The 23,972-nt window shown below is 72.8% G+C and carries 20 protein-coding genes and 2 pseudogenes; 11 read left to right on the plus strand and 11 right to left on the minus strand.

Annotated elements, in window-relative coordinates; translation table 11 throughout:
* Window positions 1-5 precede the first annotated feature (5 nt).
* Complete coding sequence (locus tag ABD973_RS05265) at window positions 6-863, minus strand: hypothetical protein (RefSeq protein WP_206436590.1); 858 nt, start codon at window positions 861-863, stop codon at window positions 6-8.
* A gap of 310 nt (window positions 864-1,173) precedes the next feature.
* Here ABD973_RS05265 and ABD973_RS05270 point away from each other — a divergent pair, with 310 nt between their 5' ends.
* Window positions 1,174-2,301 carry a C40 family peptidase gene (locus ABD973_RS05270; protein ID WP_241253428.1) on the plus strand — a complete coding sequence of 376 codons (1,128 nt, stop codon included), beginning with the start codon at window positions 1,174-1,176 and terminating at the stop codon, window positions 2,299-2,301.
* The gene (locus ABD973_RS05275; protein WP_125823077.1) at window positions 2,298-2,843 is read left to right on the plus strand and encodes a tetratricopeptide repeat protein; all 546 of its coding nucleotides are present in this window, start codon (window positions 2,298-2,300) and stop codon (window positions 2,841-2,843) included. The genes ABD973_RS05270 and ABD973_RS05275 overlap by 4 nt, the downstream gene beginning before the upstream one ends.
* Before the next feature lie 215 nt (window positions 2,844-3,058).
* Here the strand turns inward: ABD973_RS05275 and ABD973_RS05280 are convergent, their stop codons facing one another.
* The 3 genes from ABD973_RS05280 to ABD973_RS05290 form a co-directional block, all read right to left on the minus strand.
* A complete protein-coding gene (locus ABD973_RS05280) occupies window positions 3,059-3,574 on the minus strand; it encodes an O-acetyl-ADP-ribose deacetylase (protein WP_206436589.1) in 516 nt (171 codons plus the stop codon).
* Window positions 3,574-4,992 (minus strand): phytoene desaturase family protein, encoded by a 1,419-nt coding sequence (locus ABD973_RS05285; protein WP_345498828.1) that lies wholly within the window; start codon window positions 4,990-4,992, stop codon window positions 3,574-3,576. Before ABD973_RS05285 ends, ABD973_RS05280 begins: the two co-directional genes overlap by 1 nt.
* Before the next feature lie 77 nt (window positions 4,993-5,069).
* Entirely contained in the window at window positions 5,070-5,894 is an 825-nt protein-coding gene (locus ABD973_RS05290) for an inositol monophosphatase family protein (protein WP_125823075.1), read from the minus strand.
* 128 nt (window positions 5,895-6,022) lie between these two features.
* Between ABD973_RS05290 and ABD973_RS05295 the strand changes: the two genes are divergently transcribed.
* The 3 genes from ABD973_RS05295 (at window position 6,023) to ABD973_RS05305 (ending at window position 10,168) form a co-directional block, all read left to right on the plus strand.
* Window positions 6,023-7,096, plus strand: a complete 1,074-nt coding sequence (locus tag ABD973_RS05295; protein WP_241253427.1) for a S1C family serine protease — start codon at window positions 6,023-6,025, stop codon at window positions 7,094-7,096.
* A gap of 236 nt (window positions 7,097-7,332) precedes the next feature.
* Window positions 7,333-8,388, plus strand: coding sequence for a M4 family metallopeptidase (locus tag ABD973_RS05300; RefSeq protein ID WP_241253426.1), 1,056 nt, complete (start codon window positions 7,333-7,335; stop codon window positions 8,386-8,388).
* Window positions 8,389-8,593: 205 nt separating this feature from the next.
* Window positions 8,594-10,168 carry a M4 family metallopeptidase gene (locus tag ABD973_RS05305; protein WP_125605208.1) on the plus strand — a complete coding sequence of 525 codons (1,575 nt, stop codon included), beginning with the start codon at window positions 8,594-8,596 and terminating at the stop codon, window positions 10,166-10,168.
* Here the strand turns inward: ABD973_RS05305 and ABD973_RS05310 are convergent.
* On the minus strand, window positions 10,161-11,621 hold the full coding sequence (locus ABD973_RS05310) for a glycosyltransferase (protein ID WP_345498832.1): 1,461 nt from the start codon (window positions 11,619-11,621) through the stop codon (window positions 10,161-10,163). The genes ABD973_RS05305 and ABD973_RS05310 overlap by 8 nt on opposite strands.
* A 244-nt stretch (window positions 11,622-11,865) precedes the next feature.
* Between ABD973_RS05310 and ABD973_RS05315 the strand changes: the two genes are divergently transcribed.
* Together ABD973_RS05315 and lysA are read left to right on the plus strand one after the other, a co-directional pair.
* Window positions 11,866-12,234 (plus strand): SAV_915 family protein, encoded by a 369-nt coding sequence (locus ABD973_RS05315; RefSeq protein ID WP_345498834.1) that lies wholly within the window; start codon window positions 11,866-11,868, stop codon window positions 12,232-12,234.
* A gap of 14 nt (window positions 12,235-12,248) precedes the next feature.
* A complete protein-coding gene (lysA, locus tag ABD973_RS05320) occupies window positions 12,249-13,580 on the plus strand; it encodes a diaminopimelate decarboxylase (RefSeq protein WP_125823071.1) in 1,332 nt (443 codons plus the stop codon).
* Window positions 13,581-13,589: 9 nt separating this feature from the next.
* On the opposite strand, the pseudogene ABD973_RS34720 reads toward lysA, so the two are convergent.
* A pseudogene (locus ABD973_RS34720) lies at window positions 13,590-13,772 on the minus strand (hypothetical protein); the annotation flags it as partial.
* Between the two features lie 8 nt (window positions 13,773-13,780).
* Here ABD973_RS34720 and ABD973_RS05325 point away from each other — a divergent pair.
* A pseudogene (locus ABD973_RS05325) lies at window positions 13,781-14,068 on the plus strand (potassium-transporting ATPase subunit C); the annotation flags it as partial.
* A 13-nt stretch (window positions 14,069-14,081) separates the two neighbouring features.
* Here the strand turns inward: ABD973_RS05325 and ABD973_RS05330 are convergent.
* The 4 genes from ABD973_RS05330 to ABD973_RS05345 all read right to left on the minus strand — a co-directional run bounded on the left by ABD973_RS05330 (window position 14,082) and on the right by ABD973_RS05345 (window position 20,914).
* Complete coding sequence (locus ABD973_RS05330) at window positions 14,082-15,065, minus strand: alpha/beta hydrolase (protein ID WP_125824232.1); 984 nt, start codon at window positions 15,063-15,065, stop codon at window positions 14,082-14,084.
* A gap of 210 nt (window positions 15,066-15,275) precedes the next feature.
* A complete protein-coding gene (locus ABD973_RS05335; RefSeq protein ID WP_345498838.1) occupies window positions 15,276-18,314 on the minus strand; it encodes an AAA family ATPase in 3,039 nt (1,012 codons plus the stop codon).
* Between the two features lie 58 nt (window positions 18,315-18,372).
* Window positions 18,373-19,908 carry a glycan biosynthesis hexose transferase WsfD gene (wsfD, locus tag ABD973_RS05340; RefSeq protein WP_125823069.1) on the minus strand — a complete coding sequence of 512 codons (1,536 nt, stop codon included), beginning with the start codon at window positions 19,906-19,908 and terminating at the stop codon, window positions 18,373-18,375.
* 70 nt (window positions 19,909-19,978) lie between these two features.
* A complete protein-coding gene (locus ABD973_RS05345) occupies window positions 19,979-20,914 on the minus strand; it encodes a helix-turn-helix domain-containing protein (RefSeq protein ID WP_125823068.1) in 936 nt (311 codons plus the stop codon).
* Window positions 20,915-21,042: 128 nt separating this feature from the next.
* On the opposite strand from ABD973_RS05345, the gene ABD973_RS05350 reads away from it, so the two are divergent.
* The 3 genes from ABD973_RS05350 (at window position 21,043) to ABD973_RS05360 (ending at window position 22,752) form a co-directional block, all read left to right on the plus strand.
* Complete coding sequence (locus ABD973_RS05350; protein ID WP_345498841.1) at window positions 21,043-22,080, plus strand: saccharopine dehydrogenase family protein; 1,038 nt, start codon at window positions 21,043-21,045, stop codon at window positions 22,078-22,080.
* A 193-nt stretch (window positions 22,081-22,273) separates the two neighbouring features.
* The gene (locus ABD973_RS05355; protein ID WP_125823067.1) at window positions 22,274-22,486 is read left to right on the plus strand and encodes a hypothetical protein; all 213 of its coding nucleotides are present in this window, start codon (window positions 22,274-22,276) and stop codon (window positions 22,484-22,486) included.
* Window positions 22,487-22,512: 26 nt separating this feature from the next.
* Window positions 22,513-22,752, plus strand: a complete 240-nt coding sequence (locus tag ABD973_RS05360; RefSeq protein ID WP_345498843.1) for a hypothetical protein — start codon at window positions 22,513-22,515, stop codon at window positions 22,750-22,752.
* A 201-nt stretch (window positions 22,753-22,953) separates the two neighbouring features.
* Here ABD973_RS05360 and ABD973_RS05365 read toward each other — a convergent pair whose 3' ends face one another.
* Window positions 22,954-23,967 (minus strand): TIGR03842 family LLM class F420-dependent oxidoreductase, encoded by a 1,014-nt coding sequence (locus ABD973_RS05365; protein WP_345498845.1) that lies wholly within the window; start codon window positions 23,965-23,967, stop codon window positions 22,954-22,956.
* Window positions 23,968-23,972: the final 5 nt, after the last annotated feature.

Below are 23,972 nucleotides of genomic sequence, written 5' to 3' on the forward strand. Positions count from 1 at the left end.
ACCTCTTAGGCAGGAACTTCAGGGGATACGGGGCGCAGGACCGCCGGCTGCGGGGCCGGCGGGAGCGGAGCGCCCCAGGACTCGTGGGCCGCGCCCAGGACGGCGGCCGCGACGCGGGCCGCCGCCTGCCGGGTGCGGGGATGGACGCGCCCCGAACGCAGGCCGCTGGAACGCAGGTTCGCGTCGTGCGGGAGGTGGACGACGTCGGCCGTCCGGCCGGAGAGCATCGTGGCGGCGGCCCGCGCGACGGGCGGCGGCCGCCCGTCGCCCGTGGCCACGAGCACCGCGACCGTCCGGTGCAGCGGCAGGTTCTCCGCCGCCATGGCCATCACGGCCTGCTGGAGGGCCTGCACGCCCTCGGCGGAGGCCGCCGCGCACAGGACGGGCACCGCGTACGGGAGCGCCAGCCAGGCCCGGGTCAGTCCGGGGAGGCCGGCGCAGCGGGCGGTGAGCAGGTCGTGCGTCACCGGGTGCGCCGTGTCGGCCACGACCGCCCGCCAGCCGCCGAGTGCGGCCAGTTGGTACCAGGCGGCGGGCTCCTGGGGGAGGTCGAGGGGCGGGGCGCTCCAGTCCCGGCCGTCGGTCAGGAGGTCCCAGGGGCCGGCGGGGCCGCTCATGGCGGCGCAGGCGGCCCGGGCGGTCTCCCGCGAGGCGGGTTCGCCGGGCGGGAGCGCGGACAGGCCGCGGCCGGGGGCGTTGCTCCAGGCGGGCCAGGGGGAGGCGAGGCGCGGGGCGGTGTCCAGCACCACCGTGTCGCCCGTGGCGGCGAGTTCGGACGCGATCAGGAACGCGAGCGTGGACCTCCCGGCCCCGCCCGTCGGTGCCAGTACCGGCACCGTCAGCCGGGCATCGGTCGGCAGCACGCCCAGGAAATCTGGACGTTTCCGCATCAATCCCCCCAGAAAAACGCAGCAAATAGTTGCCTGCGCAAACAAGATGATTCGAACATGGCTGGATCAAGCCAGGACGCACACTACATGCCCGATCTGACGGAACAGCAGAAGACACCACGGACCTGAGCAGTTGTCCAAAGTGGCATAGTGTCACGCATCATCAGGGAACCCGGCCCGCCCACCCGCCTGTTCGAGGCTTGGCCGAAACCATCTTTGGTGGAGCAAATAGCTGGCTTGGCCGCCGGGGGCGCGGGCGGACCGGGGGACCGGGGGGAAACACGTGACGTCGAAGAAGTGGATCTTTGCTGCCGCAGGGGGAATCGTCGCCACACCGGTGGCCATGGGCGTCGCCATGGTGCTGCTCGTGGCGGTCATCGCCCAGGACGACGGCGGCGGCGGGGGCACCTGGCCCACGGCGAGCAGCCTCAAGATCGGCGGGAAGGACGGCGTGCCGCCGCAGTACGCCCAGCTCATCCTCGACGCGGCCGCCCGCTGCGACCAGGGGCTGCCGCCGGCCGTCCTCGCCGCCCAGATCTGGGCCGAGTCCACCTTCAAGCCGGACGCCATATCCCGGGATCCGCGGACCGGCGCGCCGATCGCCTACGGCATCAGCCAGTTCATCCCCGACACCTGGGCCGTCGAAGGGATCGACGGGGACGGCGACGGCGACAAGGACGTCATGGACCCCAAGGACGCGATCCCCTCGCAGGGCTCGATGATGTGCAAACTCCTGCGGACCGCCAAAGCCCACCCCGGCTACAACGGATCGCCCGTCGAGCTGGCCCTCGCCGGCTACAACGCGGGCTGGGGCAGGGTCGACGAGTTCAGGGGCGTACCGCCCCGGTCCTTCGCGGGCGGGCAGACGTACGACTACGTGAAGGCGATCATGGAGAAGACCGTCCAGTTCACGGAGGCGAGCCCCGGCGGGCCGGTGGACATACCCCCCGAGTACTCCCTGCCCTCCGACACCCCTCCCCAGGTCCGCACCGCCGTGTCCTGGGCCCTGAAGCAGAAGGACGGCTGGTACCACCTCGGCGGGGACTGCACGAACGCCCACGGCCAGGACCCCGACCACTGGTGCGACTGCTCCTCCCTCATGCAGCAGGCGTACAAGGCCGCCGGCATCGACATCCCGCGGGTCACCTTCGACCAGATCAACCTGCCGATCCGGGTCGACCTCAACCACCCCAAGGCCGGCGACCTGGTGTTCAACCCCGGCAGCGACGGGAGCGAGGCCTCCCCCGGACACGTCGGCATGTACATCGGCGGGGCCGACCCCGACCAGGGCTTCGTCCTGGAGGCGCCGCGCACCGGGGTCCGCACCCGCATCGTCACGTACAACAGCTGGCGTCACTCCACCAACTACATGACCAAGGTCTCCGGCGTCCGCAGGGTCGTGAACTGGTGACCCGGAACCTCACGACCGCGGGGGACGCGCCGATGGACCAGCCCGAACTCCACCACCCCTGGGGCATCGTCAGCCCCTCCTTCTGGGCCGGCGCCGAGACCGCTCCGGAGGCGCCGCCCGCCGTCCCCTGCGGCCTCGCCGCGATCCACGCGGCCTCCGCGGCCGGCCGGCACGAGGACGCGCTGCTCCTCGCCGAGGAGCTGGACGCGCAGCTGACGGCCGCGCACGGCGAGGTCAGCCTCGACACCATCCAGGTGCGCGAGGTCCGGGGCTACCTCACCGATCTGGCCGGCCGCGCGCCCGAAGCGCTGGAGTGGTACCTCCACGCCCTCCGCCTGCGCGCCCGGCTCCACGGCCCCGACTCCCCCGACACCGAGGCCGCCGCCCGCCGCGCCTACAGCCTCTGGCGCACGCTGCCGCCCGCCGGGGCCCAGGACGCCGCCCCGGCCCTGCTGGCCGCCCTCACCGAGGCCCAGGGCCCGGACTCCCGCGCCGCGCGCCGGACCCGCCGCCGCAGCGCCGAGCTGGCGGCCGGCGCCTAGGCCGTGTCTTCCGGATCTTGCCGGTCAAGCCCGCGTCTCCCCCAGCTACCGCTGGGAGGGGCCCCCAGGTGCCGTGCATCGGCGCGTTGGCGGGGCGCCCTTGTACTGGACGTACTCGGGTGCACCGCCAACGCGGCGAGGTGCGGTGCCGGGCGGCGCGGGTCTGGGGGCACCTCCCAGCGGTAGCTGGGGGAGCAAGATCCGGAAGACACGGCCTAGGCCGCGCCCAGGGCGGTCTCGAATGCGGTATGGGCGGCGGCGTCGAAGAGGACGAAGCGGACCTCCTCCACCGAGGTGGGGGCGGACCGGACGGTCTGGATCGCGATGCGGGCGCCGTCGTCCATGGGCCAGCCGTAGATGCCGGTGGAGATCGCCGGGAAGGCGACCGTGCGCGCGCCCAGCTCGTCGGCCACGCGCAGGGACTCGCGGTAGCAGGACGCGAGCAGGTGCGAGCGGTCCTCCTCGCGCGACCAGACCGGGCCGACGGTGTGGATGACGTGCCCGGCGGCCAGCCGGCCGGCCGTGGTGGCGACCGCCTGGCCGGTCGCGAGGCCCTTGCCGTAGTGGGAGCGGCGCAGGTCCTGGCAGGCGGCGAGGATCTCGGGGCCGCCGCGGCGGTGGATGGCGCCGTCCACTCCTCCGCCGCCGAGCAGGGAGGAGTTGGCGGCGTTGACGATGGCGTCGGCCTTCTCGGCCGTGATGTCGCCCTGGACGAGGGTGATGCGGACCATCAGTGGGCCTTTCGCAGGTGGCGCCAGACGGCCTTGGCCGCGTTGTGGCCGGACATGCCGTGGACGCCCGGGCCCGGCGGGGTCGCCGAGGAGCACAGGAACACCGCGGGGTGGGCGGTGGTGTACGGGGACAGGGTGATCTTGGGCCGGAGCAGGAGCTGGAGGCCGGCGGCGGCGCCGCAGGCGATGTCCCCGCCGACGTAGTTCGGGTTGCGGGCGGCGAGCTGCGGCGGGCCGGCCGTGGCGCGGGCCAGGACGAGGTCCCGGAAGCCGGGGGCGAAGCGCTCCAGCTGCCGTTCGACGGCGTCGGTGAGGTCGCCGTCCCAGCCGGCGGGGACGTGCCCGTACGCCCAGAAGACGTGCTTGCCCTCGGGTGCCCGGCCGGGGTCGACCAGGCTGGGCTGGGCGGTGATCAGGAACGGGTTGCGGGGGGCGCGGCCGCCCGTCGCCAGCTGGAGGGCGGCGTCGATGTCCCGGCTGCCGGGGCCGATCTGGACGGTGCCGGCCCGACGGGGGGCCTCGGCGGTCCAGGGGACGGGCCCGTCCAGGGCGTAGTCCAGCTTGAACGCGGCGGCCCCGTAGCGGTAGCCGTCGTAGGCGCGGCCGAGGCGGGCGATCCGGGCCAGCGCGGTCGGCGAGGTGTCGAAGACGTACGCGCGGGCCGGCGGCAGATCGTCGAGCCGCTTGACCTCGAAGCCGGTGTGGACGGTCCCGCCGAGGTCGGTCAGGTAGCCGGCGAGGGCGTCGGAGACGGACTGCGAGCCGCCGCGCGGCATCGGCCAGCCGCCGGCGTGCGCGGCGAGCGCGAAGACCAGTCCGACGGCGCCGGTGGCGATCCCGTTCAGCGGGGCGATGACGTGCGCGACGAGCCCGGCGAACAGGGCGCGGGCGCGGTCGTCGCGGAAGCGGCGCATCAGCCAGCTGGAGGGCGGGAGTCCGGCGAGGCCGAAGCGGGCCAGGGTGAGGGGGTCGCGGGGCAGGGCGGTGCCGGGCAGGGACATGAAGTCCCGGGCGAGGGTGTCCCACCGGCCGAGGAACGGCTCCACCAGCCGCCGGTACGCGCCCGCGTCGCGGGGGCCGAGGGAGGCCGCCGTCTCCGCCACGGAACGGGAGAGCACGGCGGCCGTGCCGTCGTCGAAGGGGTGCGCCATGGGCAGCGGGGCGTGCAGCCACTCCAGCCCGTACCGCTTCAGCGGCATCGTCTTGAACACCGGCGAGCCGGCGCCGAGCGGGTGCACCGCGGAGCAGGGGTCGTGGCGGAAGCCGGGGAGGGTCAGCTCCTCGGTGCGGGCGCCGCCGCCGATCACGTCGGCGGCCTCGAAGACGGCCACCGAGTGCCCCCGGCGGGCCAGTTCGACCGCGGCCGTCAGACCGTTGGGCCCCGCCCCCACCACGACTGCGTCGAGAATCGACGGCACTGACAACAGCTCCTTCGTCCGGCGACGGCCACTGGCCCCAGCCTAGTCCGCCCGTCCACACCCGCCCTCTGCCGCGGTCACGCGCCCCGGAGCAGGTCGCGGACGCGGATCGCGGTGGCCTCGTCGCGGCCGACGGCGAACGGGAGGGCGTTGTCCCGGTCCACGCGGAAGGGGACGCCCTCGACGGTGCTCTGCGCGCCGCCCGCCTCGGCGACCAGCAGCAGCCCGGCCGCGTGGTCCCAGGCAGAGGGCCAGGTGAAGGCCAGCGCGTCCATCTCGCCGCGCGCCACCTTCAGGTACTCCAGACCCGCCGAGCCGCACGGCCGGGCGGCGATGCCGGGCACGTCGAGCCGGGCGAGGCCGCGCCGGTCCTCCTCGGAGGTGTACAGGGGGTGGGCGGTCGCCACGCGCAGCTTTGCCCCCGGCTCGGGCGAACCGCTGTGGATGCGGACGCCGTTGACGTACGCGCCCTGCCCGCGCACGGCGGTGGACATCTCCTCCAGGGCCGGGGCGAAGGTCCAGGAGGCGAGGAGCTCGCCGCGCAGGGCGAGCGCCACCAGGGTGCAGAAGCCGGATTCGCCGTTGACGAACTGCCGGGTGCCGTCGACCGGGTCGACGATCCACACGGGGGCGTCGCCGCGCAGTGCCGCGTAGACGTTGGGGTCGGCGTGCACGGCTTCCTCGCCGACGACGACGGAGCCGGGCAGCAGCCGGGTCAGGGAGGCGGTGAGGTGTTCCTCGGCCTTCCGGTCGGCGACGGTCACGAGGTCGTGCGGGCCGCTCTTCTGGTCCACCTCGTGCTCGGCGAGCTGCCGGAACCGCGGCATGATCTCGACCGCCGCGGCCTTGCGGACGGCTTCTTCCACCTCGGGCAGGCCTTGGGCCAGGAACTCATCGATCATGCCCCCATCACATCACGGCGGCCCGCCGATCCCCACCGCCCGGGCGGGCCCGCGGCCGGCAGGACACCGCCCGGGTGCGGGTCTAGCCTGGAAAGGGGCCGTCCGTGCGGGAGAAAGGCGGCGAACTCATGAGAGGACGGACCAGGGGTGCCGTGGCGGTGGCCACGATGGTGGTGCTCACGGTCAGCGGCGGTGGGGTGGCGTTCGCCGACGACCTGTCACCCAAGGACATCTACGAACGGGCCGCGCCGTCCACGGTGCACGTGATCGGGACCTACGGTGCCGGCACCGGGGTCGTCTACGACGCGGACAAGGGGCTCATCGTCACCAACGCGCACGTGGTGCAGGGCGAACCCTCCCTGCGGGTCGCCGTCGAGGACCGGGCGCCCGTGCCCGCCCGCCTGCTGGGCATCGACCCGTGCGAGGACCTCGCCGTGCTGACCTTCTCGCATGCCCAACCGGACCTCAAGGAAGCCAAGTTCGGCGACAGCAAGGACGTGGCGTTCGCCGACAACGTCACCGCCCTCGGCTATCCCGAATCGATCGAGGCGCAGGGCGCGCAGAAGCCGGTGTTCACCACCGGCGCCGTGCAGAACCCGGACGTCAAGGACTCCGCCCCGGACGCCACCCTGCCGCGCTATCCCTCGACCATCCAGCATTCGGCGACCATCAACCCGGGCAACTCCGGCGGGCCGCTGCTCAACGGCAAGGCCGAGGTGGTCGGGATCAACACGCTGTCCCTCCAAGGGGGAGGGACGCAGGGGCAGTTCTACGCCATCAGCAGCGACCACGTCCGGCCGCTGCTCGACCAGCTGGCCGCCGGCGACAGGAAGAACGACCCCGGCTGGCAGCTGGTGGACCTGAAGAACCCGAACCTGGCCGACTACTTCGCCGAAGAGGACGCCGCCAAGGTGGCGCAGACGCAGAAGGCGCTGAAGGACGTCGACGGCATGATGGTCGTGTACACCATGACCAACTCCCCCGCCTACAAGGCCAAGCTGGGCAGCGGTGACGTGATCACCGCGATGAAGGACACTTCCGTCGCCTCGCTCGCGGAGGTCTGCGACGTCCTGCAGTCGGCCGCCCCCGGCGAGACGGTACCCGTGGACGGGGTCTACTCCCCCGTCAACGCCGACGGCAAGGAGATGAAGTCCGGCGAGGGCTGGAGCACCGACCTCGTCATCGGCAAGGACAAGCAGTAGGGCTCCGCGGGCGGCCCGTCCGTCCGTCCGAGCAGATCCCGAGGGACCCGGCACGGCCGGGTCCCTCGCTGCTGCGGGGGCGCGGGAGCGGTGGGGTGCGGGAGCGGGGATGCGGGAGCGGGGACGGCAGGTGCTTCCGGGGCCTGGTCAAGGGCACCGCGGGTGGGCAATGATCGCGTCCGCACCACGCGACCGCACTTCCTTGCGTACTCCGCGTCCCCCACAGGAGGATGTCCATGCCCCGCACACCCCGCGGACTGCTCGCGACGGCCACCGCCGCCGTGGCCCTCTTCGGCCTCGCCGTCCCCGCTTCGGCCACCGCTCCCCGGCCGGCCGCCGGCGCGGGAGCCGCCCTCCCCCAGGGCCGCGTCTTCATGGTCAACCCCGTGCAGTCCTCCGGCGACCAGACGCTGACCGACGCCAAGGACTCCGCCACGGCCGTACCCGCCTCGGCCTACGCCACCGCGGCGCTGCGCAACCTCGACTCCAGTGGGGGCCTTTCGGGCAGATGGGCCTCCGTGCGCTCGGAGACCGGGGCGCCGGCGTCGGTCGCGGGCGCCGCACGCTACGACCGCTCCGACGAGCAGTTCGAGCAGGTCATGGCGTACTTCTGGGTCAACGAGGCGCAGGAGTACCTCCAGGGGCTCGGCTTCGGCGGCGAGCTGCCCGGCGCCAACGACCGCGTCCAGCCGGTCCGCATCAACCAGTGGGGTGCCGACAACTCCTTCTTCACCGACAAGAAGGCCGAGATCCGCTTCGGCAAGGGCGGTGTCGACGACGCCGAGGACGCCGAGGTCATCGTCCACGAGTACGGGCACGCCGTGCACAACGCGCAGGTGCCCGGGTTCGGCAGCTCCCCCGAGGCCGGGGCGATCGGCGAGGCCTTCGGCGACTACCTGGCGGTGGAGGTCGGCGACCACGCCGCCGCCGCGTACGGCTGGCCCCGCGCGGCGGACCGGGCGTGCGTCGCCGACTGGGACTCGACCCCGTACAGCCCCGCCCCGCACTGCCTGCGCCGCATCGACGGGACCAAGGTCTACGAGGACCGGGTCGGCGAGGTCCACGCCGACGGCGAGATCTGGTCGCGCGCCCTCTTCGACATCCGCGGCGCCCTCGGCGCCAGGACCGCCGACCGCATCATCGTGAACGCCCAGTTCCGCTTCGCCCCGGACACCGGATTCCGGGAGGCGGCGCTGGCCACGGTCGACACCGCGCGGAGCATGTACGGCCAGAGCGCGGCGGACGCCGTCACGGCGGCGTTCAAGTCCCGCCGGATTCCCGGCATCCAGTAGTCCCGGACCCGATCAGGCCACCGGCGCCCGCCCGTTCCCGGGCGGGCGCCGGAATGCACCGGTTTCGTCCGGTCAGCGGACAACGATCTCCGCTCTTCGGATAACAGCAGGTCAAATAATTGTTGCGTACCTGTCATTGAGGGTCTGCTCTCTGGCAATCTCCCCGGCGTCCCCCACGACACCAGGAGAGCGAGTGACCCACCCCATGTCCTCCACCCCCACCTCCCGCAACCGCACCCGGATGCTGCGCACCGCCGCCGTGGTCGCCTCCGCGGCCATGGTCGCCGTCGCCGCCCAGAGCGGCGCCGCCAGCGCGGCGGCCGAACGCGAGGCCGGCGCCACCGCCCTGACGCTGTCCTCCGCCGCCCGCACGCAGGCGATATCCGCCGCCCAGGGCGAGGCCGCCGGCACCGCCCGCGCCATCGGCCTGTCCGACGAGGAGCGTCTCGTCGCACGGGACGTGGTCAAGGACGCCGACGGCACCGTGCACACCCGCTACGAGCGCACCTACGCCGGAGTCCCCGTCCTCGGCGGCGATCTGATCGTCCACCAGAAGAAGGACGGCAGCCGCAAGACCACCAAGGGCACCGAGGCCCGGATCGCCCCGGCCGCCGCCCGCGGCCTGAAGCCCGCCCCGGCCGGCGCCCGGCAGGTGGTGTGGGCCGCCACCGGCAACCCGGTCTTCGCCTACGAGGCCGTCGTCACCGGCACCCAGCCCGACGGCACCCCCAGCGAGCGCCACGTCATCACCGACGCCGCGACGGGCGCCGAGCTGTACGCGTACGAGGCCATCGACACCGGGACCGGCACCAGCGGCTACTCCGGCACCGTGCCCCTCGCCACCACGCAGAGCGGGTCGGCGTACAGCCTGACCGACGGCGGGCGCGGCGGCCACAAGACCTACGACCTGGGCGGCGCCACCTCCACCGCGACCGGCACCCTCTTCACCGACGCCGACGACGCGTGGGGCGACGGCACCCCGGCCAACCGCCAGACCGCCGCCGTCGACGCCCACTACGGCGCGGCCGTCACCTGGGACTTCTACAAGAGCGAGCTCGGCCGCAACGGCATCGCCGGCGACGGCAAGGCCGCGTACTCCCGCGTCCACTACGGCAACGCCTACGTCAACGCGTTCTGGTCCGACAGCTGCTTCTGCATGACCTACGGGGACGGCGCGAACAACAAGAAGCCGCTCACCTCCCTGGACGTCGCCGGACACGAGATGAGCCACGGCCTGACCGCCGCCACCGCCAAGCTGAACTACAGCCGCGAGTCGGGCGGCCTCAACGAGGCCACCAGCGACATCCTCGGCACCTCGGTGGAGTTCTTCGCCAACAACGCCGCCGACCCCGGCGACTACCTCATCGGCGAGAAGATCGACATCCGCGGCAACGGCACCCCGCTGCGCTACATGGACAAGCCGAGCAAGGACGGCGCCTCCGCCGACTACTGGTCGAAGACCGTGGGCCGGCTCGACGTCCACAACTCCTCCGGCGTCGCCAACCACTTCTTCTACCTGCTCTCCGAGGGCAGCGGCGCCAAGACGGTCAACGGGGTGTCCTACGACTCCCCGACCTACGACGGCTCCACCGTCACCGGGATCGGCCGCACCAAGGCGTACAAGATCTGGTACAAGGCGCTCTCCACCTACATGACCTCCACGACCGACTACGCGGGGGCGCGCACCGCGACCCTGAAGGCGACGGCCGACCTGTACGGGGCCTCCGGCACCGAGTACCAGCAGGTGGCGGCCGCCTGGAAGGCCGTCAACGTCAACTGATCCCGGTCCCGTGCGGTGTCTTCTCCCAGCTGAACCGGGAGAAGACCAGCTGGTGCACCGCCCGCCAGGCCGCGAACCACCACAACACCGAGCAGAGCGGGGCGAGGAGCGCGTGCCACGGAGCACCGAGGCCCGCGCGCCTCGCCGCGGTGAAGGTGATGGCGGTCCAGGCCAGGACCGCCACGGCCTGCGCGGCCACGGACGGCAGCAGCAGGCCCGCTCCGACGGGCGACCAGGACAGGCCGCAGAGGCCGATCAGGGTCAGGGCGGCCAGCAGCGGCTGGACGAACGAGGTCACCGCGGCGCCCGCGACGACGCCGAGCAGGGTGAGCAGCCCCCGGGCGCCGAACCGGCGCACGGTCCGGCGGGGGCGGCGGGTGTGCACCACCGCCGTCAGCAGGAACCCCTTGAACCAGCGGGTGCGCTGGCGGACGTAGGGGCGGACGGCGCCGAGGGCCTCCTCCCAGGTGACCGAACCGATGGTCTCGGTGCGGTGGCCCAGGGCGGCGCAGCGCATGCCGAGGTCGGCGTCCTCGGTGACGTTCCAGGCGTCCCAGCCGCCGACGGCGCGCAGGGTGGCGGTGCGGAAGTGGTTGCTGGTCCCGCCGAGCGGGACCGGCATCCCCAGCCGTACCAGGCCGGGCAGTGCCAGGGTGAAGCGCAGGGCGTACTCCATGGCGAACTGCCGGGTCAGCCAGTTGTCCGCGGCGTTGTGGAAGAGCAGCTGCGCCTGCACGCAGGCCAGTTCCGCGCCGCGGGCGGCGAACCGGGCCGCGACGCGGCGCAGTTGGCCGGGGTCGGGCCGGTCCTCGGCGTCGAAGACCACCAGGAGTTCGCCGCGGGCCAGCAGCAGGCCCAGGTTCACCGAGCGCGGCTTGGTCTGCGGCGGACCCGGCGGAAGGCGGACGAGGCGGACGAACGGCGGCGGACCGGCGGCCAGCACGGCCCGGGCGGTCTCGGGGTCGTGGCGTTCCACCAGGACCAGCACCTCCAGCCGGTCCGGCGGGTAGTCCAGGGCGGCCAGGTGCCGGACCAGGCCGCCGATCACCCCGGCCTCCCGGTAGGCGGGCACCAGCACCGTGTAGAACGGCAGTTCCGCGTCCGGCAGCGGCGCGTCGTCCGCCACCGCGCGGGTGCGGCCGCGCCCCAGGCCGGCCCGCATGACCACCGCGTGCAGCAGGCTGTAGGCCGTCACCACCGCGCTGAGCAGAGCGAGTACGGCCATGGGGGCGGCCGCCAGCCCGGCCGTGGCGGCGGTGGCGACGACGGCCAGGGCCGCGAGCTGCCAGCGGGCGAAGCCGGACTTCGCCGCGAACTCCGGGTGCGTGCGGCCGAACCCGTCGGCCATGAGGTCGGCCACCGCCGCCGCGCGTCGCTCCAGGATCCGGTCCTGTTCCTCGGCTCCGGCCCGTGCCAGTTCCCCGGCCACGTCCGTGCCGACGGTCTCCGCCATGCCGCCCCTCCCCTCGTCCGCCTCCGCGTGCCGCTTCGATGATCGTCCGTACCGGCCGGGGGCGGGGGGCCGGGGTCCCGGCGGCGGGCGTCAGCGCCGCGTATGGACCGGGCCGGTCGCCGTCAGGGTCCCGTCAGGGGCGGGTCGCGGGGGCGCCGGTGCGGAGATGGTTCTCGGGTGGCGCCCCGGACGCCTCCCCGCGCCCGGGGCCCGGACTCCGTCCACGGTTCCTGAGGAGAGCCCCATGTGCCTGTTCCAGTACGACGACGACCCCGAGCCCGAGGAACGCGTCCCGGCCGGACTCCTCTACGTCCCCGTCCGGCCGGGAACGGCGCGGGTGGTGGTGCGCATGTTCCGGACCCCGCTGGGTGCGCGCACCGCGGTCGGGTTCACCGGCCCTGAGCTGCTGGCCGCCACGCTGGGTGCGGAGCAGCCGTGGATCCGGCTCTCCGGGCCCGCGCTGAGGGCGCTGGCCGAGCCGCTGGGGGTGGGGCTGCTGACCGTCGACCCGACGCTGACCGCTCCGGCGGTGTCCGGCGCGGCGACGGACGCCTCCTCCGGTGCCCGGACCGCGCCGGCCGCGCCGCGCGCCTCCTCGGCCCCGGCCGCCTGAGCGGGGGCGGGACGATGACCACACAGGTGGTGGCGCCGGCGTCCGGGACGGACGACCTCGGCGTCTGGCCGGCGTCCACCGACCGGCCGGCGCACGGCGCTCTGACGGTCGCCGGGGTGGAGCTCGCCGAGGTGGCGGAGCGGTTCGGGACCCCGGTGTACGTCCTGGACGAGGGGGAGGTGCGCGGGCGCTGCCGGGCGTACCGGGAGGCGTTCCCCGAGGCCGAGGTCTTCTACGCGGCCAAGGCGTTCCTCTCCCGCGCGATGGTGCGCTGGGTCCACGAGGAGGGGCTGGGCCTGGACGTCTGCTCGGCGGGAGAGCTGGAGCTGGCCATCACGGCGGGGTTCCCGCCCGAGCGGATCGTGCTGCACGGCAACGCGAAGTCGCCGCGCGACCTGGGCACGGCGCTGCGCCTGGGGGTCGGGCGGATCGTGATCGACGGCCCGTCGGAGATCGCCCGCATCGCCGCCGCCGTCGGGCCGGGCGGCCGCCAGAAGGTGATGGTGCGGGTGGTCCCGGGCGTCTCGGCCGGCGGCCACGAGAAGATCCGGACGGGCACGGACGGGCAGAAGTTCGGGCTGTCCGCCACGGACGGGTCCGCGGCGCGCGCCGTGGCCCGCGTCCTGGACCAGCCGCGGCTGGAACTCACCGGGCTGCACTGCCACATCGGCTCCCAGATCACCGAGACGGAGCCCTACCTCACGGCGCTGCGCCGGATGATCGCCCTGATGGCCGGCGTCCGCGACGCGCACGGGACGGTCCTGCCCGAGCTCGACCTGGGCGGTGGCCACGGCATCGCCTACCGGCCGGGCGAGCCGGTCCTGGACGTGGCCGCGCTCGCCCGGGCGCTGCGGGACGGGCTGGCCGAGGGCTGCGCCGCCGCGGGGTTGCCGGTGCCGCGGCTGGCGGTCGAGCCGGGCCGGGCGGTCGTGGGGCCGGCCGGGGTGGCCGTGTACCGGGTGCTGGCCGTCAAGCGCACCGGGGACACGCTGTTCGTCGCCGTCGACGGGGGCATGAGCGACAACCCCCGGCCCGCCCTGTACGGGGTCCGGTACGCGCCCCGGCTGATCGGCCGGGCCACGGCGGCCGCTCCCCGCGCGGCGACGGTCGTCGGCCGGCACTGCGAGGCCGGTGACGTGCTCGCCGCCGGGGTGGAGCTGCCCGGGGACGTCCGGCCCGGGGACCTGATCGCCGTGCCGGTGGCGGGGGCGTACCACCTCTCCATGGCGTCCGGCTACAACATGGTGGGCCGGCCGCCGGTGGTCGCCGTGCACGGGGGCACCGCCCGGCTCCTGGTCCGCCGGGAGACCTCCGAGGACCTGCGCCGGCGGGACGTCGGCGACTAGGGTCCGTCGTCAGCCGGCGTGCACGTGCGGGCGGCGGGCCCGGTCCGGTTCGGCCTCACGGATGACCTCGCGGGTGACGGGGGCGACCTCGCCCTGCCCGAAGAGGAAGAACCGCAGGAAGTTGGCCAGGGGGTTGCCCTCGGTCCACTCGAAGCAGATGTGCGGGCGCTGGCCGGTCTCGTCCCGGACGTGACGTCGTCAAGGCCGCCGTCGTCGCCGACAACTCCACGGCCACGTACGAGGTCAGGCCCGGGGACGTGCCGGCCGACGCGGTCACCTCCTCCGGCTCCGGCCTGGACCCGCACATCTCCCCGCAGTACGCGCGCATCCAGGTCCACCGGGTGGCCGAGAGGAACGGACTGCCCGTCGAGCGGGTCGAGAAGCTGGTCGAGGACCACACCGAGGGGCGGCAGCTCGGCTTCCTGGGCGAGCCCCGCGTCAACGTCCTGGAGCTCAACACCGCGCTCAGGGCGGCCGCGCACCGATGACCCGGGTGCCGGGTCAGTCGTGGGCGGGGCCCTCCAGGTTCTTGGTGAACCACTGCAGGGCGTCCGGGATCATCTTCTTGAAGTCCGAGGTCAGGTGCTTGCCGCCGGGCTGCTCGTAGTACTCGATGGCGACCGGCGGAACCGCCTTGGCCATCCAGCTCCTGACCACGCCCTTCTCGTACCCGTCGGCGCCGCCGGCCGTGACCAGCATCTTCACGTCGGCCTTGCCCTGCGCGACCAGCTGGTCGGGGCTGTTGGCCGCCTTCTCCGCTTCGTGGCCCTGCCACAGGCGGGAGTCGGGGGCGAAGTAGCCGTCGATCGGCACCGCGGCCCGGTAGACGTCCGGGTACTGGAGCGCGAGTTTGGCGCTGCAGAACCCGCCCGTGGAGGCACCCATGACGCCCCAGCTGTCGCGGCCCTTGAGGGTGCGGAAGTTGGCACGGACCCAGTCCGGGATGTCCTGGGCCATCCAGGTCGCCATCTTGGGCTGGCCGGGGATGTCCGAGCAGTCCAGCGCCTTCTTCTCGTCGCCGCTGAAGTTCTGCACCGGCATGACCATGATGAACGGATGGGCCTTGCCGGCCTTGGCCAGCCGGACGTCCTCCTCCTGGATCGGCAGCTCGCTGCCGGCCCAGGTGTTGTAGCCGTTGCTCTGGCCGCCCGCGAACAGGGTCAGCACCGGGAAGCCGGTCTTGGCGTACGCGGGGTCGTGGTACTCGGGAGGCAGCCAGACCCACACCTGGCCGGTCACCCCGGACTTCGGGCCGGCCAGCCTGGTCACCATGACCGGGCCGGCGGAGGTGTCGCGGGCCTTGGTCATGGCGGGAGGCGGACCGGCCGGCATCCGCACCCTGCCCTCGGCCGAGGGCGAGGCGGCCGGGGCGGCGGGACCGCTCGCGGCCGCCGGGGCCTTCTTCCCCTTCTCACCCTTCTCACCCTTGGTGGTCCCGCAGCCCGCGAGCGCGACGGCGAGGGCCACGACGGCGGCGCCGGTCACGACGGCACGGGAACGGGAAGGCTGTCCGAACACGGCGGGAACTCTCCAAGCAATGACGCGCCCGGTCCGTCCGACCAGGGGCGGTGGCCCCGTACGGAACCGCGCCTACGGCGGCCTCGTGCACGGGCCGCGGTGGGCAGCTAGCGTCTGCCGTGGCATCTTAGCCTGATCTGTTCGAATGATCGGATGACCCCTGCCGCGCGCCCTCCCCTACCGGGCGGCATCTTCCGGGAGCAGGACGCGGAGGTCGTCCAGGGTCGCTTCGCGACCGGTGCGTTCCAAGGCGGCGACGCGGCGCGCATGGGCGCTCTTGACCTCGTCGAAGAGCTTCCTGATCTCGCGCGCGTTGCCTCGGGTGAACCGCTCGGGGTCGGCGGCGATCCGGGCGCGGACCGCCTGTAGCGTGGCGTCCGGAGTCTCGAAGCCGGAGCGCTCCGCCTGGTGGGCCAGGATGGTGAGCAGCTCCTCCGGACTGTAGGAGGGGAAGGCGATGGTGGCCGAGAACCGCGAGGCGAGGCCGGGGTTGACGTCGAGGAAGGCCCTCATCTCGTCGGTGTAGCCGGCGGCGATCACGACGACCTCGTCCCGGTGGTCCTCCATCAGCTTCACCAGGGTGTCGATCGCCTCCTGCCCGAAGTCGTGTCCCGTTCCGCCCGGGCGGGCCAGGGTGTACGCCTCGTCGATGAACAGGACGCCGCCACGGGCGCGTTCGAACTGCTCGGCCGTCCGGAGGGCGGTGCTCCCGACGAACTGGCCGACCAGATCGCTGCGGGACACCTCGACCACCTGGCCACGTGCCAGGACGCCGAGGGCGGCGAGCAGGGAACCGTACAGGCGGGCGACCGTGGTCTTGCCCGTACCCGGAGGGCCCGAGAAGATCAGGTGGCTCGGCATCGGGTCGGCGGGAAGGCCGGCCTCGCGGCGTCGCCGTGTGGTGAGGATCAGGTCGATCAGGTCGCGGATCTCCGCCTTGATGCCCTCCAGCCCGACCATGGCCGACAGCTCGCCGAGGATCGTGTCCAGCTGTCCGGCATCCCTGGCCTCCGCGAACCGTGCGCCGAGTCCGCGGTCGACGACTCCGTCCAGGTCTTCGGGCAGGAGCAGGATCAGTTCGTCCGGGGCCGGGGTGTCCTCCAGGTCCGCCAGCCTGAGCGCCTGCTGTTCGAGGGCGGCCTCGAAGATCCGCCGGGCCTCCCGCCCGTTTCCGAAGGTCTCGGTCCGCCGGGCCCGCCGGAAGTGCGCCGCCAGCTCGGCGCGCGCGGGTTCGGCGAGGAGGAAGCCGTACTGCCCGGTCAGTCGCTCGAAGATGCCGACCAGCTCGTCCGGGCTGTAGTCCTCGAACTCGATGGTCCGGGAGATCCGCGACTGCAGGCCCGGGTTGGCGGACAGGAACTCACGCATCTCGGCCGAATAGCCGGCGAAGACGACGACGACCTCGTCCCGGTGGTCCTCCATCAGCTTGACGAGGGTGTCGATCGCCTCCTGCCCGAAGTCGGTTCCGGAGCCGAACCGACGGGACAGGCTGTAGGCCTCGTCGATGAACAGCACGCCGCCGCGCGCCCTGTTGAAGACCGCGGTGGTCATGGCGGTCGTCTCGCCGAGGTGTGACCCGACCAGATCGGCGCGGGAGACCTCGGTGAAATGGCCGCCGGCTACCACGCCGAGCGCGGCCAGCAGCCGGCCGTAGACGCGGGCGACGGTGGTCTTGCCGGTCCCCGGGGAGCCGGAGAACACCATGTGCCGGCCGATCGCCGGCCCTTCGGGCAGCCCCGCCGCCCGGCGCTGTTCGGCGACCCGCAGGAACTTGACCACCTTGCGGATCTCGTCCTTGACCTCCCGCAGCCCGACCATGGCGTCCAGCTCGGCGAGGAGGCCGTCCACCGCCTCGGCCGTCACGGGCGCCACCGACCGGCCGGGCTCGGTACGCACGGACTCGGCGGGCACGGGCTCGTCACGTCCGGGCTCGTCACGTCCGGGCTCGTCACGTCCGGGCTCGTTATGCACGGACTCGGTACGTACGGGCTCGGTCCGTACGGGCTCCGCGGCCGCCGGAGGCGGGGCCTGTGCCGACGCCGCGGCCGTCTCCACGGGCGGGACGTCCAGGCGGTCTTCGGCTTTGTTGCCCTCCGCCACCAGGTTCCGGATCTCGACGTGGGAGCCCCGTGTGGTGATGATGCCCGGGCCGTCGGTGTCGGTGACCCGACAGCCCTGCAGCACGACCCGCGCCCCGGCGTCGACCGCGAGGCCGACCCGGCCGCTGCGCGCCACCAGGGTTCCGTCCATGATCAGGGATCCGTCGGCCGTGACGCCCACCCCGACGTCGGACTCCGAGACCATTCCCCTGATCAGGGCCAGCTTGCCCCCGTCGCCGGACAGGATCCCGTGCGCGCCGGCCCCCGCTACCTCCCAGTCGGTGAGGGTGGCGGTCGACTGCTCGTCCACCGAGACCCCGTGGCGCTGCGGGGCCCGGACGGTCATCCGGGCGGCGGTCAGTGTGCCGGAGCTCGTGCACCACACGCCGTCGATCGCCGGCTCCGCGACCAGGAGGCCGTGGACATCGGCCTGCCCGCTGTCACGGACCACCAGGCCGCATTGGGTGGAACGGTGGATCTCGCTGGCCCGGATGGCCGTCTGCGCGTGCTCCCGGACCAGGATCCCCGCCTGTCCGGCGTCCTCGACCCGGCACTGTTCGATCAGCGCGTTCACTCCCGAGGCCACGAGGATGCCGTGCTCCGCGGCCCCACGTACCAGGGTGTTGCGGACGCTGACCCGACTGCCGTCGCGCAGCGCGATCCCACAGCGGGAGGAGCCGACGACCTCGCTGCCCTCGATCAGGCCGGCGGCGTCGGAGTAGACGACGGCCCCCTCCCTCACGGTGCTGCGCTGCAGGAAGAGTTCGGATCCGCCCCAGGCGCTGACGGCGTTGCCCGACTTGGCGAGGAACTCGCAGTCTTCCACTACGGCCGTACCGCCCACCACGGCGAGCGCCCGGCCGGTCTCGTTCCAGTTCCGCAGGACCAGGCCCCGCAGCGTCATATGGCCTTCGACCTGGAAGTTGTACGAGGCGGCCCCGTCGATGACGACGGACCCGGGCCCGCCGAGCGCGGCGATGACGACCGTGCCCCAACAGCGGAGCGCGTCGATCCGGTAGTGGCCCGGCGCTACGTCGATCAGGACGGGTCCGGCAGGCCTGGGGACCTCCAGCGCGTCAAGGATCGTCCGCAGGCCCCTCGGGTCCGTTTGCGACACCAGCAACCTGAACATCTGCCCCCCGTTCACGGCGACGACCCGCGCTCCTGATCGTATGTCAGGAGGCGGGCACCCGAGGAGCCGGTCCGGCCCGGTGGGTCGTCGTCCGGCGGGTGCCGGACGACGACCCGAGCGGCCCCCGGCCGGACGACACGGAGGCGGGGGTGCACAGCGCGGCGGCGGCCGTCAGCACGAAGGCCAGGCCGGTCGCGAAGATGCCGTAGATCAGGTGCTTGGTGTTCTCGATCGCCTCGCCGTACATGGCGGTGACGAACTGGGTCAGCGTCGCCCCGCCGAGGCAGATCATCATCGCCAGGAACGCGCGGCGGCGCGGATTGTCCGCGCTGCGGCGCAGCCACCAGGCACCGGCCACCAGGAACGCGAACTGGAGGCCGAGCACCCAGCCGCCGCCGAGGGTCCGCAGGAATCCGGTGTAGAGGGCCAGCCGGTGCTCCTGGGTACCGGCCGGCTCGCCGGCGGCGACGGGGTACGAGCCGAGGTTGTCGGGCCGGGAGGCGGCGAAGTCGTCCAGGCCGCCGTCCGCGATCCGGAGCGCGACGCCCGGGTGCTTGGCGAGGTAGGTGCCGATGTTGGCGTAGGTGATGCGGTCCTTGACCTCGGGCCAGCGGGGGTCCTTCTGGGGCGCCTTCTCGCCCCACCAGTTCAGCCCGGCGTACTGCCCGAAGTCGGCGGGGAGCCCGAGCTCTACGGCGTCCTTGGCCGGGTCCGGGCTCTTGCCCATGATCCCGACGAAGATCATCTCGGTCCGGTTGATCTCCTTGAACGCCTCCATCTGGAACAGCAGCGTGTGCGTGCCCGCCGCGCCGATGACCAGCGCGGCCGCGAGGGGCAGCACCCGGGCGGAGAACCGGCCGGTGAGCCGGCCGACCGGCACCCTCGACCAGAGCAGGAGAGCCAGGAGGGGGACGGCCATGGTGAGCGCCTGCATCTTCGAGCCCACCAGGGTGACCGCCCCGACGGTGAAGAGCAGCAGCCCGCCGAGCCTCGCCCGGGGCGTACCGCCGAGATGGAGGGCTCCGACGGCGGCGAACAGCAGCCCGGTCAGCCCGGCCAGCTCACTGAACGGCGAGGCGGCGTACCCCGCCACCACCGAGTCCCCCACCACCAGGAACAGCGCGGCACAGACCAGCAGGCGCACCAGGAGCCGCCCGCGCAGCGCCACGGCGAACACCGCGAAGGCCACTCCCACCAGGACGCACCAGAGCAGCGCCTGGGCCCGGAGGTCGATCGCCCCCTCGTAGCCCAGCAGCCGGCTCAGCGGCCGGGCCAGCACGGGCATCCACTTGCCGCTGCCGGGATAGGTGTTCTGGGAGGTGCAGGCCTGCGGCTCGGCCCGGTCGTACCGGAAATTGGCGAAGTCGAACCACCACGAGGAGCCCTTGTCGACGTGGACGGAGGTGTCGAGGGCGCACATGCGGGAGGGACCGTCGCCGTTGTCCGCCATCCCGATCGGACCTCCGTGGAAGATCCGCACGGCCATCGCCACGGCCGCGGCCAGCCCGACCAGCGGCCCGAGGACCCACCCCCGGCCGAGGAGGCCCGCTATTCGTACATGCGCTCTCTGCTCACTCACCGGCGCATTTTAATCCACCTTTACCTGGCACCCGTGTCCACGTGTCGCCGGATCGGCCCGTGAGCGGTGTTCAGGGCCGGAAGGTGCGGCGATAGGTGTCGGGCGGGACGCCGACGCTGCGGTGGAAGTGGCGGCGCAGGGTGGTGGCGGTGCCCATGCCGGTGGCCGTGGCGATGCTGTCCACGGTGGCGGTGGTGGTTTCCAGGAGCTCCTGGGCGTGGCGGATGCGCTGGGCGTGGAGCCACTGCAGGGGCGTGGTGCCGGTGAGGTGTCTGAAGTGACGGGCGAGGTGGCGTGAGCTCATGCGGGCCTGGCGGGCCAGGTCCTCCACGGTGAGCGGTTGGTCCAGGCGCTCCAGTGCCCAGGGGAAGAGTTCTCCCAGAGGGTGGTTGCCCGGGGCGGGGAGGGGGGTGGAGATGAACTGTGCCTGGCCGCCGTCACGGTGGGGCGGGACGACCAGCCGCCGGGCGATCTTGTTGGCGTTGGCCGAGCCGTGGTCGAGGCGGACCAGGTGCAGGCACAGGTCCATGGCGGCGGCCTTGCCCGCGGAGGTGAGGACGTCGCCGTTGTCGACGTAGAGGACGTCCGGATCGACGGTGGCCTTCGGGTGGCGCCGGGCCAGTTCGCGTGTGTGAGCCCAGTGTGTGGTGGCGCGTCTTCCGTCGAGCAGTCCGGCCGCGCCCAGGATGAAGGCGCCCGTGCACAGGGAGGCGACGCGGGCGCCGGCCGCGTGGGCGGCGCGCACCGCCTCGACCAGCTCGGCGGGCGGCTCGCGATCCGTGTCGGCCCAACCGGGGACGATCACCGTGTCCGCGTGCGCGAGGTGGTCGAGGCCGTGGTCGGGTTCGAGGCGGAAGCGGTCGACGTGCGCCGCGCCGTTCCCGCAGAGGAGGAAGTCGTACCAGGGACTCACGATGTGGGTCAGGTCGGCACCGAAGACTTCAAGGGCTACGGACAGTTCGTAGTGGAGCATGCCGTCGGTGACGGCCAGCGCAACGGTGGGCATGTCCGAAACTGTACGCGTCATGTCGTTTCCGACGCTCGTGCGGGTGCTGCCGCGGGGACAGGATGGGGGTGTCAGACCGCGCCGGATGGCCGGCGCAGCGGATGTTCGAGTGCACGGGGAGCAGCCTCATGGGGTCAGGTCAGCTGGTGGCGGTGTTCGGCGCGTACGGACACACCGGGCGGTTCGTGGTCGCGGAGCTGGCAGCGCGCGGGTTCGTTCCGGTGCCCTCCGGGCGCAACATGCGGGCCCTGGGGGAGCTGGCAGACGAGTTCGGCCTTGAGGCCCGGGTGGCCTCCGCGGAAGATGCCGCTTCGCTGGAGCGGGCCCTCGCGGGAACGGTGGCGGTCATCAACTGCGCCGGGCCCTTCGCGACGACCACCGGCCCCGTGATCGAGGCCGCGCTCCGTGCGGAGATCCCGTATCTGGACGTGGCCGCCGAGCTCGAGGCCAACCTCGACACCTTCGCCCACTACCGGGACCGGGCCCGGGAAGCGGGAGCGGTGATCGTCCCGGCCATGGCCTTCTTCGGCGGTCTGGGCGACCTGCTGGCCACCGCGGCCATGGGCGACTGGACGGAGGCCGACGAGGCCCACATCGCCTACGCGCTCAGCAGCTGGCACCCCACCGCCGGCACCCGCCTGTCCGGTGCCGTCTCCCGCGAGCGCCGCGGCGACGTCCGCCTGCGCTACAGCGGCGGACAGTGGGAGCGGCGCACCGACGCCGCGCCCACGCTTCGGTGGACCTTCCCGGAACCGATGGGGGCCCGGGAGGTGATCGGGGAGTTCACGATGGCGGACGTCGTCACCGTTCCCCAGCACCTGTCCATCCCCGACGTGACCACCTACATGACCGTCGAGGCGGTCCGTGACATCGCCGCACCCCATACACCGGCCCCGACCGCCGCCGACCGCAGCGGGCGCTCGGACCAGACCTTCCTCGTCGACGCCGTCGTACGTTCGGGCGGAGTCGAACGCCGGGCCACGGCCGGCGGGCAGGACATCTACGCCGTTACCGCGCCCCTGGTCGTCGAGGCCCTCGACCGCGTCCTGACCGGCCGCACCAAGACCACCGGGGTCGCCTCGGCCGGCGAGATCTTCGACGCCCAGGACTTCCTCCGCACGCTCGCCCCGCACATCACGCTGGCCCTCCACCCACAAAACGCCTGACCGCACCCGCCTCCGGCATCCCACAAGCACACGCCGGGCTCCACGACCTCCTCGCCCCGTCCCGAACGATGTGGCGACCCCCACCAGTCACAGCTGTCCGAGTCCGGTTACCGCCTTCTGGCCAACGCCCGAGTCGGCGATCAAGGTACTGTGCTCCGTTCCGCTGAACACCGCCTGATGGGGGACGCAGAGCATGGAACTGACGGCAGAGATTGCCGCGTATCGGCCGGGCAAAATGCATCCGAAGTTCCTTGAGGAGTTCGCCGACCGCGTGAAGATCCACGACAGGAACGGGCCGGGCGGCGCCGTACGACTTGAGTTCGAGATACCCGTCGAAATGCTCGACCGGTTCAACGAACTGACGCAGCGGCGCAGCTGGATCAACATCTTTGGAGGGCCGAATTGAGATTCCGTGACCACCAGGAGCTCGACGTGACCGTCGTCGGGGTCGCGCCCGTAGGCGTGAAGGTCGAAGTGGACGGCGAAGACGGCGTCTTTGGCTTCGTCGACCAGGTCAAACACCCGTCGTGGTGGGACGCGAGCGTGGCACCACCGCGGGCGGGCGACAGGCTCCATGTCTGTGTCCTGGACGCCGGCCGCGAACCCCATCCCCGCTTCAGCGCGCTGGGGGACGACATCGACATCGCGCGAAGCCTGCGGGGGGATACCTGATCCGTGGGCTTTGGCCCGAACAGTGGGACACCGAGAATCTGGGCGCGTGGATCGAGGAAATGCACGCCAAGTCAAGAATCTGAAGTGGGCCCGCGCCCGTGGGCCACCTGGTCCTCGTATCCGTTGCCGGTATGCGCGAGAGCCTCGTCCGCCGTGGGAGCTGAGAGGGCCGACTCCAGGATCGGCCCCGCTCTGCGGGCGTCAGCGGAACAGCGGGATGATGTCGGAGCCGTACGCGTCGATGGTTGCTTCCCGGGCGTCGTGCATGTCGTAGACGGCGAACTGGTCCACGCCCAGGTCGCGCAGGGCGCGGAGCTTCTCGATGTGGGCCTCCGCCGGGCCCAGGAGGCAGAAGCGGTCGACGATCTCGTCCGGGACGAAGTCGGTGGAGGGGTTTCCGGCGCGGCCGTGGTGGCTGTAGTCGTAGCCCTGGCGGGCCTTGATGTACTCGGTGAGTTCGTCCGGGACCATGCCCGAGTGCTCCCCGTAGCGGGAGACCAGGTCGGCGACGTGGTTGCCGACCATGCCGCCGAACCAGCGGCACTGGTCGCGGGCGTGGGCCAGGGCGGCCGGCGAGTCGTCGGCCGTGACGTACGCCGGGGCGGCGACGCAGATGGTGACCGACGCCGGGTCGCGGCCCGCCTCGGTGGCGGCGTCGCGGACCGCCTTGACCATCCACTCCGTGAGGAACGGGTCGGCGAGCTGGAGGATGAAGCCGTCGGCCTTCTGGCCCGTCAGGGCCAGGGCCTTCGGGCCGTACGCGGCCATCCAGACGGGGAGCTTCCCGTCCTTGATCCAGGGGATGCGGATCGGGTTGCCGTCCACGACCGCCTCGCGGCCCTCCGCGAGGTCGCGGATGACCTCGATCGCCTCGCCGAGGCGGGCCAGGGTGTTGGGGGCGCGGCCGGCGACGCGCATCGCCGAGTCGCCGCGGCCGATGCCGCAGACGGTGCGGTTGCCGTACATGTCGTTGAGGGTGGCGAAGGTGGAGGCGGTGACCTCCCAGGTGCGGGTGCCCGGGTTGGTGACCATCGGGCCGACGTGGAGCTTCTGCGTGTTGGCGAGGATCTGGCTGTAGATGACGAACGGTTCCTGCCAGAGGACCGCCGAGTCGAAGGTCCAGCCGTAGCGGAAGCCGTTGCGCTCGGCACGCTTCATGAGGCTGACGACCTGGGAGGCCGGCGGATCGGTCTGCAGGACGAGGCCGAAGTCCATGCATG

This window comes from Streptomyces racemochromogenes, from assembly GCF_039535215.1.
Classification (GTDB): domain Bacteria; phylum Actinomycetota; class Actinomycetes; order Streptomycetales; family Streptomycetaceae; genus Streptomyces; species Streptomyces racemochromogenes.

Coding starts and splice junctions, on each gene's coding strand:
- ABD973_RS05295 (WP_241253427.1), top strand. CDS start 6,023: ATGAGAGGACGGACCAGGGGTGCCGTGGCGGTGGCCACGATGGTGGTG.
- ABD973_RS05290 (WP_125823075.1), bottom strand. CDS start 5,894: ATGATCGATGAGTTCCTGGCCCAAGGCCTGCCCGAGGTGGAAGAAGCC.
- ABD973_RS05350 (WP_345498841.1), top strand. CDS start 21,043: ATGGGGTCAGGTCAGCTGGTGGCGGTGTTCGGCGCGTACGGACACACC.
- ABD973_RS05365 (WP_345498845.1), bottom strand. CDS start 23,967: ATGGACTTCGGCCTCGTCCTGCAGACCGATCCGCCGGCCTCCCAGGTC.
- ABD973_RS05280 (WP_206436589.1), bottom strand. CDS start 3,574: ATGGTCCGCATCACCCTCGTCCAGGGCGACATCACGGCCGAGAAGGCC.
- ABD973_RS05345 (WP_125823068.1), bottom strand. CDS start 20,914: ATGCCCACCGTTGCGCTGGCCGTCACCGACGGCATGCTCCACTACGAA.
- ABD973_RS05310 (WP_345498832.1), bottom strand. CDS start 11,621: ATGGCGGAGACCGTCGGCACGGACGTGGCCGGGGAACTGGCACGGGCC.
- lysA (WP_125823071.1), top strand. CDS start 12,249: ATGACCACACAGGTGGTGGCGCCGGCGTCCGGGACGGACGACCTCGGC.
- ABD973_RS05305 (WP_125605208.1), top strand. CDS start 8,594: ATGTCCTCCACCCCCACCTCCCGCAACCGCACCCGGATGCTGCGCACC.
- ABD973_RS05315 (WP_345498834.1), top strand. CDS start 11,866: ATGTGCCTGTTCCAGTACGACGACGACCCCGAGCCCGAGGAACGCGTC.
- ABD973_RS05355 (WP_125823067.1), top strand. CDS start 22,274: ATGGAACTGACGGCAGAGATTGCCGCGTATCGGCCGGGCAAAATGCAT.
- ABD973_RS05300 (WP_241253426.1), top strand. CDS start 7,333: ATGCCCCGCACACCCCGCGGACTGCTCGCGACGGCCACCGCCGCCGTG.